At 68.2% G+C, this 13,944-nt stretch carries 11 protein-coding genes; 10 read left to right on the top strand and 1 reads right to left on the bottom strand.

Going from position 1 to position 13,944, the window contains the following annotated elements; translation table 11 throughout:
* The first annotated feature begins 2 nt into the window (after window positions 1-2).
* The 9 genes from F1193_RS12135 to F1193_RS12095 all read left to right on the top strand — a co-directional run bounded on the left by F1193_RS12135 (window position 3) and on the right by F1193_RS12095 (window position 7,098).
* Complete coding sequence (locus tag F1193_RS12135; RefSeq protein ID WP_170263578.1) at window positions 3-770, top strand: class I SAM-dependent DNA methyltransferase; 768 nt, start codon at window positions 3-5, stop codon at window positions 768-770.
* Window positions 771-1,346 carry a GAF domain-containing protein gene (locus F1193_RS12130; protein ID WP_150098081.1) on the top strand — a complete coding sequence of 192 codons (576 nt, stop codon included), beginning with the start codon at window positions 771-773 and terminating at the stop codon, window positions 1,344-1,346. It begins immediately after the preceding gene.
* The gene (locus tag F1193_RS12125) at window positions 1,294-1,587 is read left to right on the top strand and encodes a PqqD family peptide modification chaperone (RefSeq protein WP_150098080.1); all 294 of its coding nucleotides are present in this window, start codon (window positions 1,294-1,296) and stop codon (window positions 1,585-1,587) included. The genes F1193_RS12130 and F1193_RS12125 overlap by 53 nt, the downstream gene beginning before the upstream one ends.
* The gene (locus F1193_RS12120) at window positions 1,569-2,357 is read left to right on the top strand and encodes a hypothetical protein (RefSeq protein WP_150098079.1); all 789 of its coding nucleotides are present in this window, start codon (window positions 1,569-1,571) and stop codon (window positions 2,355-2,357) included. Before F1193_RS12125 ends, F1193_RS12120 begins: the two co-directional genes overlap by 19 nt.
* A gap of 2 nt (window positions 2,358-2,359) precedes the next feature.
* On the top strand, window positions 2,360-3,202 hold the full coding sequence (locus F1193_RS12115) for a class I SAM-dependent methyltransferase (protein ID WP_150098078.1): 843 nt from the start codon (window positions 2,360-2,362) through the stop codon (window positions 3,200-3,202).
* Window positions 3,203-3,213: 11 nt separating this feature from the next.
* Complete coding sequence (locus tag F1193_RS12110) at window positions 3,214-4,212, top strand: ABC transporter ATP-binding protein (protein ID WP_150098077.1); 999 nt, start codon at window positions 3,214-3,216, stop codon at window positions 4,210-4,212.
* Window positions 4,213-4,336: 124 nt separating this feature from the next.
* Entirely contained in the window at window positions 4,337-5,125 is a 789-nt protein-coding gene (locus F1193_RS12105; RefSeq protein WP_170263576.1) for an ABC transporter permease, read from the top strand.
* A gap of 25 nt (window positions 5,126-5,150) precedes the next feature.
* Complete coding sequence (locus F1193_RS12100; protein WP_170263574.1) at window positions 5,151-5,954, top strand: ABC transporter permease; 804 nt, start codon at window positions 5,151-5,153, stop codon at window positions 5,952-5,954.
* 55 nt (window positions 5,955-6,009) lie between these two features.
* A complete protein-coding gene (locus F1193_RS12095) occupies window positions 6,010-7,098 on the top strand; it encodes a hypothetical protein (protein WP_150098074.1) in 1,089 nt (362 codons plus the stop codon).
* A 56-nt stretch (window positions 7,099-7,154) separates the two neighbouring features.
* On the opposite strand, the gene F1193_RS12090 is transcribed toward F1193_RS12095, so the two are convergent.
* Window positions 7,155-10,448 carry a PAS-domain containing protein gene (locus tag F1193_RS12090; RefSeq protein ID WP_150098073.1) on the bottom strand — a complete coding sequence of 1,098 codons (3,294 nt, stop codon included), beginning with the start codon at window positions 10,446-10,448 and terminating at the stop codon, window positions 7,155-7,157.
* A gap of 944 nt (window positions 10,449-11,392) precedes the next feature.
* On the opposite strand from F1193_RS12090, the gene F1193_RS12085 reads away from it, so the two are divergent.
* Window positions 11,393-13,549 carry a sodium-translocating pyrophosphatase gene (locus tag F1193_RS12085; protein ID WP_150098072.1) on the top strand — a complete coding sequence of 719 codons (2,157 nt, stop codon included), beginning with the start codon at window positions 11,393-11,395 and terminating at the stop codon, window positions 13,547-13,549.
* Window positions 13,550-13,944 lie beyond the last annotated feature (395 nt).

The raw sequence follows: 13,944 nt of genomic DNA, 5'->3' as shown, positions 1-13,944 counted from the left end.
CCGTGCCCAACGATTACGCCGCAAGCTACGAGCGCAATTTCGGCTTCTTCAAGGACTATTCGCGCGAGGCGCTCTTCCTCGACCATGTGTTCAAGACCTACGGCACCGATGTCGCGCGCGTGCTCGACATCGCCTGCGGTCCGGGCAACCATATCGTCGAGCTGGCGCGCATGGGCTATCGCGCGGCGGCAGCCGACATCGATCCGGCAATGCTCGCCCGCACGCAGGGCGCCGCCGCCGAGCATGGCATGACCATCGAGACCCATGTCGCGGACCTGCGCAACTTCCGGCTCAGCGGCCGGTTCGATGCCGCGCTGAACATGTTCTATTCGTTCCAGAACGTGCTGTTCGCGCCGCACCAGCAGCTCAGCTTCTTCCAAAGCGTGGCGGCGCTGCTGCGGCCGGGCGGGCTGTTCATCATCGAGCTGATGCCCGAGGAGAACAATCTGCGGCTCTATCCGCCGGGCGAGAGCTTCGTCACCCACCGCGCGGTGCAGGAGGACGGCTCGACGCTGACCGTCACCTCGACCAGCCGCATCGTCGACGAGACGAAGAAGGACATCGTCTTTTTCTACGAGACCGTGCTGCCCGACGGCAGCTTCGAGCACGAGGAGCTGATCTCGCCCATCCGGCGGGTGTATCTTGCCCAGTTCGAGGCGCTGTGCCGGGCTGCCGGGCTCGTGCAGGTCGCGGCGTTCGGCGCCTGCGATTCCGACGTGCCGTTCACCGACGACAGCGCCAAGCTGGTGGCGGTGCTGGAGAAGGCCTGAATGGGAGACGCGCTGGCCGACCGCTACCAGGCGCTGGTGCGCACGCTGCCCGCCGATGCCGCGGGCCTGCACGCGCTGGGGCTGGCGCTGCGCCAGGACTTCGGCTGCGACCGCGCCACGCTGTTCCTGAAGGCGCGCCACGGCGTCTATGTCGCCATCTATGCCGAGGGGCTGGAGGACATGACGCTGGCGGTGAAGCCCGGCGAAGGGCTGGCCGGCAAGGCCGTGCAGCGACGCGGAGCCATCGTCTCCAACGAGGCGCCCTTCGACCCCAACGCGCTGAGCCGGCTGCGCGACCACTATTCCGGCTACGAGACGCATTCGGTGATGGTGGCACCGATCCCGCGCCTGTTGCGGGCGCCGGAAGGCGCGGTGCAGCTCATCAACAAGCTCGGCGGGCCGTTCACCGACGACGACCTCGCCCGCCTCAGTGCGGTGGCGACCGGGCTGCGCGGCCTGCGGCGCTTCTGCCGCGCGCCGGCCGAAAACCTCTGGGATCCGCATCTGCACAGGGAGAGCAGCGATGGCCGTGCGCCAGCAGATCAAGCCGTCCTTGCTGATCACCGAGAAGGATGACCAGCTCTTCGCGCTCGATACCGAAAGCGGCCGGGTGCACGAGTTCAACGTCACCGCCAAGGTGATCCTCCAGCTCTTCCTGGAGCCGCGCGACGAGGAGGAGGCGGCCGCGGCGTTCGCGCGCGCCTTCGACATTCCGCACGCGCAGGCGCTGGAGGATGTGCGCACCATGCTCGCCCAGTTCCGCGCCAATGATCTGCTGCTGCCCGACAGCGAGGCCGCGTGCGCCGCGACCGGATGACCATCGCGGTGGGTGATCGCGCCTACGGCCTTGAGAGCGCCTCGCCCGCGGCGCTGGCCTTCTTCCGCCGCGCCTATGCCGCCTGCCTACGGCCGCCCGGCGGCGAAGCCGGCCGTTTCACGCTGGCGCCATGCGACGACGGCTGGCTGGTACGCATCGACGGCGCGGAGCTCGTCCGTGCCCCGCTGATCGAGGCCATGCACCGTCTCGACTGGGAGATGGTGCGGCGCGCGGTGAAGCAGGACTCACGCTGCGCCGCCTTCCATGCCGGCTGGGTGGCGCGCGACGGCCGCGCTTTGCTGTTCGCCGGCGAGGGCGCAAGCGGCAAGAGCGGGCTGTGCCTGCGGGCGATGATGCGCGGCTTTCGCTGCGGCGCCGAGGACGTGACGTTCTTTTCCGGCGACCGGCTGGTGCCGTTTCCTCGCGCCATCCAGCTTCGGCGCGACGACCCGCTGCTCGACGGCATCGAGCCCGCCCGGCGGTTCGAGGGCTGCGACGGGCGGGTGTGCGTCGAGGTCCGCCTTGACGAGGCTGCTGCCGAGACGACGGCCGAGCGGCTGACCGTGGTGGTGCTCGATCCCACGGCCGATGGGCCCGCACAGCCGCTGTCGCCGCTCGAAGGCGTGCAGCGCCTGCTTGGCCTGTGCCACCGGCTTGACCGCACAAGCCAGGCGCTGTTCGACACCATCACCACGCTTGCTGCGGCCGGGCGCGTGCTGGTGGCCTCGCCGGCCGCGGCGCTCGCCCTGCTCGATCCGCCGGAGGTTTGATCGTGACCGACCGCATGCTCGATCCGTCGATCCGCCGCAGCGCCACCGAGGCATGGTACGTGTCGGGCCGCGCCTCCCAGCGCGACCGCTACGCCCACTGCCTCGACATGCTGGCAGCCCGCCTGCCCGCTCCCGGCCTCGTCTACGATCTCGGCGCCGGCACCGGCCATTTCGCCCGGCTGCTCGCCGCCCGCGCGACGCAGGTGGTCGGCATCGAGCGCCTGCCCGAGCGCGTGCAGATCTGCCGCGCCACCCACGAGGGCGTCGCAAATCTCCGTTTCATCGAAGGCGACGTGCTCGACCTCGATCTGCCCGCCGGCACGGCGGACGCGGTGTCGGCGCTCGAAATGCTCTATTATGTCGTGCCGGAGACGTGGCCGCGTTTCTTCGACACCGTCGCCCGTCTGCTGCGGCCCGGCGGCCTTTTGCTGGTGAGCCTCAACGTGTTCTCGCAGGAGGGCGCGGCGGGGGAAGCGGAGCTTCTCGACGCGGTGGGTGCGCGTTTTCGCATCGTCGAGACCCGCCACATGCACCGCATGCACTATTATCGGCTCGAACTGCCGCTGATCCGCCTGCTCGACGAGATCACCTATCTGGAGCGCGTGAAGGTGTTCTATCCGCACACGCTGTCGATCGGCCACGTGGTCTATTCGCCGCGGCTCGACAGGCTGCTGCTGCCGCCCAACCGGCTGCTCGACCGCGTTGCGCTGCCGGCCCTGCGCCGCGCGGCGCTGGCGCTGCTTGGTTCGCAGCGCCTCTATCGTCTCGTCACCGGGGCGTCGCGCCGGTTCAGCCCGCAGGCATCGCGCAGCCAGATTCTCGTGCTCGCCGAGCGAAAGACGTGAGAGGCACGCGCATGGCGCCCGTGATCCAGGCCGAGACCCTGCGCAAGACCTACCGCATCCGCCAGCAGCGGCCGGGCCTCGGCCATGCCCTCCGCGCGCTCGTCCGCCCCGACTGGATCGAGCGCGCCGCGCTCGACGGCATTTCCTTCAACATCGAGCAGGGCGCGATCGCCGGGCTGATGGGCGCCAATGGCGCCGGCAAGTCCACCCTCATCAAGCTCCTGGTCGGCATCATGCCGCGCGACGGCGGCACGTTGACGGTCGCCGGCCTCGATCCCTTCCGCCAGCGCCGGCATTACGTGCAGCGCATCGGCGTGGTGTTCGGCCAGCGCTCGAACCTGTTGTGGGATCTGTCGGTGGTGGAGTCGTTCGAGCTGCACCGCGCCGTCTTCGGCGTGACTCGCGCCGACTATGAGCGCCGGCTCGCCGAGCTCACCGAGCTGTTCGAGCTTGGCGAGCTGCTCCACCAGCCGGCGCGCACATTGAGCCTCGGCCAGACCATGCGCTGCGCCGTGGCGCAGGTGCTGCTGCAGCAGCCCGACATCCTGTTTCTCGACGAGCCGACCATCGGCCTCGACGTGGTGTCGGTGGAGCGGCTCGGCCAAGCGCTCAAGCGGCTCAATGCGGCGTTCGACACCACCATCGTCATCACCAGCCACGACCTCGCCGTGATCGAGGACATCTGCACGCAAGTGATCCTGCTGGAGGACGGCCGCATATTGTTCGACGGCACCGCGCATGCCGCCGTCGAGCGCTACGGCCGCTACCGCCGGCTGCGCTTCGTGTTCCCGCCCGGCGCCGACATCGAGGCCGCCGCGACCTTCCTGCAGGGCCGGGGCGTGGCCGTCACTATCGATGGTCCGGAGCTTTGCGGCGTGGTCGATGCCGAGGCCGGCATGGTGGGCATCTGCGCGGCGCTGGTCGACGAAATGACGCGCCGCCATGCGCTCGCGGAATTCTTCGTCGAGAAGCCCTCCCTCAAGGAGGTGATCCTGCATGCCTACCGTTAGAGCATTCTTCGCAAAAGTGGGAGCCGGTTTTGCGAAGGAGAATGCGACAACTCTAGAACCTGGAGCGTCCGCTCGGTTCAACCGGATCGGCGGACGCTCCAGACAGGCGCTGTTCGCCCGCTACATGGTCGGGCGCACCGCCATCAAGGAGACGCTGTGCTATCCGGCGGACGTGGTGATCGAGTTCGTCTCCTACCCGCTCGCCTTCATGGGCTATTTCTTCTTCGTGCTGGCGATGGCGGCGCACGGCGGCGCAATCGGCGGTGACGCGGCCGGCGCATCGGTCTCGGCGCTCATCACCTATTTCTCGATCGCCTGGATGCTGCGCATGATCGTCGACCAGGGCGTCGACGGCGATGTCGCGGCCGAGGTGCAGAGCGGCGACGTGGCGCTGGCGCTGGTGCGGCCGCTGCCGCTTGCGGGCTTCTTCTTCGCACGCTTCGTGGGGCTGGGGCTCGCCCGCCTCGTCTATTACGGCGTGCCGGCGTGGCTGCTGCTGATGCTGCTGTTCGGCGACGAGATCCGCGTCGAGCCGGCCCGGCTGATATGGTTCCTGCCCTATGCCGTCATCGCCTTCCGCATGGCGTTCGAGATCCAGTTCGCGATCGGCCTCGTGTCGTTCTTCACCTTCGTCAACCAGCAGGTCTCGTGGAGCTTCGACATGCTGGTGCGGCTGGCCTCAGGGCTGATCGTGCCGCTCAGCCTGTTTCCGCCTGTGGTGGCGCTGTGGCTGGAGGCTTTGCCGTTCCAGTACATCTATTACCGGCCGATCCAGGTGCTATTGGAGCCGGCCACGCCAAGCGCGCTTCTGTCCGGGCTCGCCATCGGCGCGGCCTGGACGCTGGCGCTGCACCTTGCCAATCGCGGCGTGCTGGCGCTCGCGCTGCGCCGCCATGTCATCTATGGAAGCTGACGCATCCGCACCACACGGACCCCGCATGCGCGCGCTCGCTCTCCTGCCCGTCTTCCTGGCGCTGCATCTCAAGGTGATGCTGCAGTACCGCGCCGATTTCGTCATGGGCGCGGTGGGGCAGGTCATCTACACGCTGCTCAGCGTCGCCTTCATCGGCGCGGTGATGATGCCGGGTGCGGCGCTCGACGGCTGGCGCTTCTGGGATGTGATGTTCCTGCTCGGCTTCGGCGATGTCGCCTTCGGCCTCAGCGCCGTCTTCTTCTTCCGCGTCTTCCTCAGCTTCGAATCCGCCTACATCATCCAGGGCCGGCTCGATCAGCTTCTGCTCCAGCCGCTGGCGGTCCTGCCGGCGCTGATCCTGCGCAATATCGACCTCAACCATCTGGCGGTGGTGATCAAGGGCGTGGTCGTCGTCGCGGTCGCCGCGCACATGCTGGATCTCGCCTGGTCGGCGGCGAGAGTGGCCGAATTCGTGCTGCTGGCGGCAAGCGCCGCCGCCATCTATGGCGGCCTCTATATCGGCTTCGTGTCGCTGGGCTTCTGGTTTCGCCGCCGCGCCTCGTTGGCGCGGCCGGTGCTCAGCCTGAACTACCTCACCCAATATCCGCTCACCATTTATCCGGGACCGGTGCAGGCGCTGCTCACCTTCGTGCTGCCGCTGGGCCTCGCCACCTTCTATCCGGCGCAGAGCTTTCTCGGCATCGCCGCGACGAATGGCGTGGCGGAAGTCGCGCCGTGGATGATGCCGCTTCTCGCGCTGGCGGTGGCGGCGTTCGGGGCCGGCGTGTTCCATCTGGGGCTCAGGCGCTATGTCAGCTCCGGCACCTGAGAGGACCGCGATCGTCTACACGGTCTCGCGGCCTCAGCCCGACCGGCTGCACGTCGTGGCACGCGTCGAGCCCACATCGCCGGTGAGCGTGCTGACGCTGCGCGAAACTTACGGGCCGGCGCGCGGCTTTGCAGGTGGCATCGCCAATCTCGTGGTGGACGGCGCGGATGCGCAGGCCGCCACCGCGCCGGGCCGCGTTTTGGTCGTGGCCTCGAAGCCCTTCACCCTCGCCTATGACTGCGTGCTGCCGGACTATGCGGATGCCGTGTCGCTGCTGCGCGGCTTCCGCCGCGGCGATGCGCTGTTCGTGCCCGGCATGGCGCTGTTCCATCGGCTGCATGGCGAGGCGGATTGCGAGGTACGCCTCGATATTCCCGATGCCCTGACGATCGGGCTCGACCCTTCGCGCGGGCACCACGACGGTGCGGCGCTGGAGCGCTGCCATTTCGTCATCGGCGATGTGATGATGCGCACCTGCGGCCGCACGCTGTTCGTGCACGAGCGCGGCTTTCCGTTTGCGCTGGACGAGCTTTCCGGCGTGTGGCCACGGCTGATGGCGGAAGCCGGGCGCCTGTTCGGCGAGACGGCGCCTGCGGATTGGACGGCGTGCCTCTTTGCCTCAAGCGAGCATCCGCCCGGCCGGCCCGGCGCCGGCTTCGCGCTGCCGGATGGCGCGCTGGTGTCGGTGAGCGCCGACGACGACCGGCTCGCCACGCCGCACACGCTGTGGCTGCTGCTGCACGAGCGCCTGCACCACTGGCTCGGCTGCGCGATCGGCCGCGCCGGCCCGGCCGACGACTGGTTCTTCGAGGGCTTCACCAATTTCCTCACCTGCGAGGCGCTGCAGCGGACGGGCCGGCTGTCGCGCCCCGAACTGGCGCGGTTGGTGCGGCTCAGCCGCCGCGCCGTCCGCGAAGCGAGTGGGTCGATCGAGCCGCCGCTGGCCCATCGCGGCTTTCTCGCCGCCCGGCGCTGGCACGCGGCGCTGGTGCGCCAGGGCGCGGCGCTTCCCGGAATTCTGACCCGGCTGGTGGCCGCACGGCGCGGCGCGGCGCTCGGCGGCGCGGAGCTGCTGGCGGCGCTGGCACAGGCGAGCCCCGATGGCCGCGTGCCCGAGGCGCTGCGCCGGCTGGCTGAGGAGTAAAGAGACCTGTCGCATTCTCTTTCGCAAAACCGGCATCCACTTTTGCGGCGAAGGCTCTACGACGCCAGCGTCCTGACCGCGGTGGCGAGGTCGATCGCGGCGGCAGGCTGCGGCCGGCCGAACAGATAGCCCTGCGCCTGCGTGCAGCCGGCGGCCCTGAGCAGCTTGAGCTGCTGTTTGGTTTCGACGCCTTCGGCGGTGGTGGCCATGCCCAGGCTGCGGGCCAGGCCGGCGATGGCGCAGACGATGGCCGCGCAGTCCGGCCGCTCGGTGATCTCGCCGACGAACGACCGGTCGATCTTGACCTTGTCGAAGGTGAACATCCTGAGGTGGCTGAGCGACGAATAGCCGATGCCGAAATCGTCCAGCACCACCGAGACGCCGAGGCTGCGCAGCCGGCGCAGCTCGGCCAGGATCTCGTCGTCGTGCCGCAGCAGCACGGTCTCGGTGACCTCGATCTCAAGGCGCTGCGGCTTCACGTCGTGCTGCGCCAGCGCGCGGGCGACGCTGTCGAACAAGGTGCGCTTCTTGATGTGGCTCGGCGAGATGTTGACGGCGACCTTGACGTGATCGGGCCACAGCGCCGCGTCGCGGCAGGCGCGCTGGATCGCCCATTCGCCGAGTTGCACGATCACGCCCGAATCCTCGGCGATGTCGATGAAGCGATCCGGCGTCATGAAGCCGCGGGTGGGATGCGGCCAGCGGACCAGCGCCTCCATGCCGCAGACGCCGCCATCGGCCAGCGACACGATCGGCTGGTAGTGCAGCTGCAGCGCGTCGGCGGCGATGGCCTCGTGCAGCTCGCATTCGATCCGGCAGCGGTCATGCGCCTCGCTGTCGAGCGCCTTGTCGAAGATGCGGTAGTCGTTGCGGCCGCCACCCTTGACCTTGTAGAGGGCGAGGTCGGCATTGCGCAGGAGCTGATCGACCTTGTCGCCGTCCTGGGGCGCAATCACGATGCCGATGCTGGCGCCGACGGTGGCGTGGCGCCCCTCCAGATCGTAGATCTCGCCCAGCACGGCGATGAGCCGGGTGGCGAGCGCGATCGCGCCTTCGCGCTGGTGGGGCACGCTGTCCTGGAGGATGGCGAACTCGTCGCCGCCGAGCCTCGCCACCACGTCGCCGGCGCGCACCTGCTGGCGCATCCGCTCGGCGACCATCTGCAGCAGGCGGTCGCCGGCCGCATGGCCGAGCGTGTCGTTGACCGCCTTGAAGCGGTCGAGGTCGATCAGGAGCAGGCCGACGTTTTCGCCGCGGCGGGCGGCGCGGGCGATCGCCGTCTCGACATGCGCCTTGAAGGCGGCGCGGTTGGCGAGGCCGGTGAGCACGTCGTGGTGGGCGAGATGGCTGATCTGGCGGGCGATGCGCTCGCGCTCGGTGACGTCCTCATGCGTCGACACCCAGCCGCCCTCGGCGATCGGCGTGTTGACGATCAGGATGGTGCGGCCGTCGGCCAGCCGTACGGTGGTGCTGAAGGCGCGCCCCTGGCCGATCTCGCGGCGCAGCTCGTTCACGAACTCCTCGAAGCCAGGGTCGCCGCCCATCCGGCGGCGGCAGGCGAGGATCGACTCGACGCTGGCGCCGCGCTTCACGGTGCCGGGCGTCAGCCCGTACATCTCGACATAGCGGTCGTTCCACACCATCAGCCGGCCGTCGGCGTCGAACATCGTCAGGCCCTGGCTCATGTGGGCGAGCGTGATCTGCAGCGCGGCCGACTTCTCGCGGGCGCGCCGCTCGCTGTCGCTCAGGAGCTTCTCGGCGGCACGCCGCGCGGTGATGTCGACATAGGTGGTGATGAAGCCGCCGCCGGGGATCGGCGTGCCGCGGACCTCAATCACCGTGCCGTCCGGGCGGAGGCGCTCGAACATATGCGGCTCGGCCTTGCGGGCCAGCTCCAGCCGCGCGCGCACCTGCTCGTCCGGATCGCCAGGGCCGTATTCGCCGCGCGCGGCATTGACGCGGAAGATCATCTCCAGCGTCGGCAGGCCCTCGGCGAACAGCGCGTCGGGCAGGTCGAGCACGGTGCGGAACTGGCTGTTGCAGGCCACCAGATTGAGATCGGCGTCGAAGAACGAGATGCCGCCGGGAAAATTGTCGACCACCGCCTGCAGCGTCGCCGACTGGCGCTTGAGCTCGCTGACATCGACGCGCAGGCCCACCGTGTAGCCGGAGGGCGTGCGCCACTCGCGCAATTGCAGCCAGCGGCCGCCGGGCAGTTGCTGGAGAGCGTCGCTGCAGTGCTGGCGGTGCAGCCGCAGGCGTTCGTCGAGCCAGGCCGCCTTCTGGGCATCCGTCTCCCCGGCCTGGGGATACTGGCCGTTGCGCAGGCCGTAATACAGGATGGTCTCGAAGCGTTCGCCCGCGCGGATCGCCTCGGCCGACAGCGCATAGATGTCGCGATAGGCGTCGTTGCAGATCAGCAGCCGGTCGTTCCGGTCGTAGACGGCAAAGCCGTCCGGAATCGCGGCGATCGCCTCGCTCAGCACGTCCTGCGCCTGCTTGCGGGCGGTGATGTCGGAGAACGAGGTGACCACCCGCGAGGGCATCGCATCGCCATGCTCGAAGATCGGTTCCGAATTGACCGAAATCCAGGTGATGGTGTCGTCGCCGCGGCGCAGCCCCATCACCACGTCGCGCTGCTCCCGGCCGGTGGCCAGCGTGACCATGGCCGGGAACTCCCGCACCGGGAAGTCGCTCCCGTCCTCGCGGATCGCCTGCCAGTGCGGCCTTCCCGCGATGAGCGCGTCGCGGCTGAGGCCGAGAATGCGCTCCGCCGCCGGGTTGGCGGATATGATGTGCCCGCAATCATTGAGGACGAGAATGCCCTCGCCCAGCGCCATCATGGTCGAGCGGTAGAGCGCCTCGCTGCGCCGGGACGCCTCCTCCACCTGCTTGCGCTGGGTGATGTCGATGCCGATCGCGGTGTAGCCGCCCGCGCCGTCACCACCCGGCCGTGCGGTGACGGTGACGTCGGCCCAAAGGTGGCCGCCCGCGGCGGTGCGCAGGCAGAGATCGCCCCGCCAGGACCCGGCCGCAGCGACCGCCCGGCGCATCCGGCGCACGGCCGCCGAGGCGCGGGCGAGCGACACGAACGCGCGATAGCTGCGGCCGGTCAGGTCGGCGCGGGCATGGCCGCTGATGTCGCAGGCCATGTCGTTCACCTGGACGATCCGCCCCTCGGCGTCGGCGACCACCACGAAGGCGGCGGCATTCAGCGCCTCCAGGCACAGGGCGGAGTCGGCGGGCGGACAGGCGCAGGCGGACGGCGTGCAGCGTCCCTCCCCGGTCTCCGGCGGCGGGGCGCAGATGGCGTCGTCGATCGCCGCACCGATCCTGGGGTTCGCATTCACCGTCGCTTCCCGCGTCCTTGCATGCCGCACGATCTCCTACGGTCTCCGGGCCTTCCCCCGGCGACAATCTCGCCGAAAACCCTTGTTCGATAACGGGATTTCGGTGAACCGGCACCAAACCCCGGCCTGGCCGGCCGGGTTTCGTGTCAGCCGTGCAGCCGCCGATCGGACGTCATTCGAACGTCACTTCATGACATAGACTGCAACAAGCGCTTGTATCATGACGACGATTCGTAAAGGCTGGCTTTATTCGGTTCCATGAAGTACCGACTAATGAATTCTGAAAGGAATAATTAAGCAAGAATGATCGCTGCAGCGCAGCAAAGACTGTATTCTGTCCGGCACGCCCGGCATTTGGCGGCTGCAGGAGTCGATCTTAGCTTATTTGTATACCTAGAATATTTTATCGGCAAAATTGCCGGCAAAATTCGGTTGTTTATTTAATATTTCTGGCCGGGCGGGCACCCACCGCATCCCTCACCCGCGGCCGGCGCGGTCGTCAGCCGGCGGCGGCCAGGGAGCCGGCCACGGGTGGCTGTTTGCCGCCCTGCACGCCGCCTGCGGGCTTCCACTTGCGGTCCCCGTTAGCAGGCTTCGTTTGCAGGCTTCACCCGCGGGCGCAGCGCGGGACCGCATTATCCTTTAGTTTGGGGGTGCCGCCGAAACCCTGCGGTCGGGATCGGGCCGCCTCCCTGGTTTTTGCGGTAGCCTGCTGTATTGCCGTGGTTTTGTTCGCAATCATTCGCTGCACTGCAAACTCCGGCGGGCTGGCCGTCCCCAGCGCCCGTGTGCGCGGCCATTGCGAAGAGTGGGCCATTTGCTAGAAAGCCGGCGCTTCTCGGCAGCAGCCGCGAGACTGTTCCAGCGGGGCGGGCGAAATCGCCGGCTCCGCAGACCCGTTGGCGGTGTGCGGCCCGGCCACTGACGAAACCAAGGTGGGGTGGATGACAGCTCTCGTACTCATTATCATCGGCGGCTTGCTGTCGATCGTATACGGCGTCTGGGCGACGAAATCGCTGCTGGCCGCCGACGCCGGCAATGCGCGCATGCAGGAAATCGCGGCCGCGATCCGCGAAGGCGCGTCGGCCTATCTCAAGCGCCAGTACATCACCATCGCCATCGTCGGTGTGGTGATCTTCGGCATCGTCGCGTGGCTGCTGTCGCCGACCGTCGCCATCGGCTTCGCCATCGGCGCGGTGCTGTCGGGCGCGGCCGGATTCATCGGCATGAACGTGTCGGTGCGGGCCAATGTGCGCACCGCCCAGGCGGCCACCCAGTCGCTGGCCGGCGGTCTTGAGCTGGCCTTCAAGGCGGGCGCCGTCACCGGCCTTCTGGTCGCCGGCCTCGCGCTGCTCGGCGTCGCCGTCTACTTCACCGTGCTGACCCAGTTCATGGGCTATGCCCCGAGCGACCGCGTCGTGGTCGACGCGCTGGTGGCGCTGGGCTTCGGCGCCTCGTTGATCTCCATCTTCGCCCGTCTCGGCGGCGGCATCTTCACCAAGGGCGCCGACGTCGGCGGCGACCTCGTCGGCAAGGTCGAGGCCGGCATTCCGGAGGACGATCCGCGCAACCCGGCCACCATCGCCGACAATGTCGGCGACAATGTCGGCGACTGCGCCGGCATGGCCGCCGACCTGTTCGAGACCTATGCGGTGACCGCGGTCGCCACCATGGTCCTGGCGGCGATCTTCTTCGCCGGGCAGCCGGTGCTCGAAACCGTGATGATCTACCCGCTGGCGATCGGCGCGGTGTGCGTGGCGACCTCGATCGCCGGCACCTTCTTCGTCAAGCTCGGCCCCAGCCAGTCGATCATGGGCGCCCTCTACAAGGGCCTGATCGCCACCGGCGTGCTGTCGATCGCGGCCATCGCCGTGATCAACCTCGTGCTGTTTGGCGGCTTCGGCACCGAGTTCAAGACCAATGGCGGCGTCGCCTTCACCTCGCTCGACCTGTTCACCTGCGCGGTGCTGGGCTTCGTCGTGACGGCGCTGATCGTGGTGATCACCGAATACTACACCGGCACCGGCAAGCGCCCGGTGGTGTCGATCGCCCAGGCCTCGGTCACCGGCCACGGCACCAACATCATCCAGGGCCTCGCGGTATCGCTTGAATCGACCGCGCTGCCGACGCTGGTGATCATCGCCGGCATTCTCTCCACCTACAGTCTGGCCGGCCTGTTCGGCATCGCGGTGGCGGTCACCGCCATGCTGTCGCTCGCCGGCATCATCGTCGCGCTCGACGCCTTCGGCCCGGTCACCGACAATGCCGGCGGCATTGCCGAGATGGCCGGCCTGCCCAAGGAAGTCCGCAAGGCGACCGACGCCCTCGACGCGGTCGGCAACACCACCAAGGCCGTCACCAAGGGCTACGCCATCGGTTCGGCCGGCCTCGGCGCCCTGGTGCTGTTCGCCGCCTATAGCGAGGACCTGAAGTACTTCATCGCCAATTCGGCGACCTTCCCGTACTTCGAGGGCGTTTCGGTCGACTTCTCGCTGGCCAACCCCTACGTCGTGGTCGGCCTGCTGTTCGGCGGCCTCCTGCCGTATCTGTTCGGCGCCATGGGCATGATGGCGGTCGGCCGCGCCGGCTCGGCCATCGTCGAGGAGGTGCGCCGGCAGTTCCGCGAAAATCCGGGCATCATGGACTACAAGGTGAAGCCCGATTACGGCCAGGCTGTCGACATGCTGACCAAGGCGGCGATCAAGGAGATGATCATCCCCTCGCTGCTGCCGGTGCTGTCGCCCGTCGTGGTCTATTTCGCCATCTACTTCATTGCCGGCGGCGGTGCCGAGGGCAAGTCGGCGGCGTTCTCGACGGTCGGCGCGCTGCTGCTTGGCGTCATCGTCACCGGCCTGTTCGTCGCCATCTCGATGACCTCGGGCGGCGGCGCGTGGGACAATGCTAAGAAGTCGTTCGAGGACGGCTTCACCGACAAGGACGGCAAGGTCCACCAGAAGGGCTCCGAGGCCCACAAGGCGTCGGTGACCGGCGATACCGTCGGCGATCCCTACAAGGACACCGCGGGCCCCGCCGTGAACCCGATGATCAAGATCACCAACATCGTCGCGCTCCTGCTGCTCGCCATCCTGGCGCATCAGTGATGCAGGTTTCCGGTTAATCCCTTCGGGATACCGGAAACGGTCTCGCCGAAAAATCCTTGATCCGGAAGGGATTTTTCGGCGAATGGAATGCGGTTCTCCGGCTTGTTCAGCCGGAAACCGCATGAGCCTGACGATCCCGTGAAACGACAGCGCCCGGCGGGAAACCGCCGGGCGCTTTTTCGTTGCCTATTGTGCTGGACGTGTTGATCTCGGGCCGGGATCCTCTTGTGTGCCGCGTCATCCCGGGCAAGCAGCGAAGCTGCGTGACCCGGGATCGTCTGCAGAACAAGACCCCCCTTTCCGGAGGACGGTCCCGGGTTGGAACGGCGAAATGTGCTTTGATGGGTGCACCGGCTCGGGGTGGCCACCCCGAGCCGGTGCGGGCGGCACGCCGT

The organism is Blastochloris sulfoviridis (assembly GCF_008630065.1).
GTDB classification, from domain to species: domain Bacteria; phylum Pseudomonadota; class Alphaproteobacteria; order Rhizobiales; family Xanthobacteraceae; genus Blastochloris; species Blastochloris sulfoviridis.
The sequence above is the reverse complement of the archived record's forward strand: the minus strand, read 5'-3'. Positions and strand labels throughout refer to the sequence as shown.